This is a genomic window from Bradyrhizobium sp. Kon37, from assembly GCF_055807535.1.
On record NZ_JBVVOY010000087.1, the window covers coordinates 1 to 748 of the forward strand.

Annotated in this window: 1 pseudogene; it reads right to left on the reverse strand. The window is 56.6% G+C overall.

The window, feature by feature from the left end:
• Positions 1–74: 74 nt before the first annotated feature.
• Positions 75–748 (reverse strand): annotated as a pseudogene (abgA, locus tag AC0L3J_RS37165) (p-aminobenzoyl-glutamate hydrolase subunit AbgA); the annotation flags it as partial.

Below are 748 nucleotides of genomic sequence, written 5' to 3' on the forward strand. Positions count from 1 at the left end.
TCTCCTTCGCCGCAATGGGTCGCATGGTTGCAAAGTCAGGCGGCTCAGGTCGCGGGGGTCACTCAGGCCCTTGAACGTGTTGAAGCGCCGACACCATACATGGTTGCTGCGCCCTGAATCGCTTGTTGTGCACGGTCAAAAACATATTGATTAATGACGTCGCTGGCCCCGCGTGTTTCCACTTTCAGCAACGCCGAGGCAGGAACAACGTTACGACCGCTTCCTGCCTGCATAACGCCCACGTTTACTCTGGAAGCTCCTTCGCTGTGCGGGGCGATTGCATGCAGTGCAAGAGTGGCTTGTGCTGCCGCCAACAAGGCATTGTGACCGTCTTCTGGTTTTGCGCCTGCGTGAGCGGCGGTACCGGTGAAGTGCGCGTCAAATTTGGTGGTTGCCATAAAATTATCACTGCCGCACACCACGGTGCCCGCAGGTACGCCAGTGCCAATGTGCACGGCAGTAAAATAATCAACATCATCTACGACACCTGCATCGACCATCGCCCGCGCGCCACGCGTACCTTCCTCTGCAGGCTGAAAAATCAGTTTGATGACGCCATGTAGTCCGGACTCGAACTGTTTAAGGGTATGCGCCAGCCCAAGCCCAATGGCGGTATGTCCATCATGACCACAGGCATGCATCATTCCGGCGTTACATGACGCAAAACCGTCGCGGTAGGGGCGATGGCTGACATCCTGCTCTTCACTGAGATCCAGCGCGTCCATATCGACACGGAAAGCCATCACCG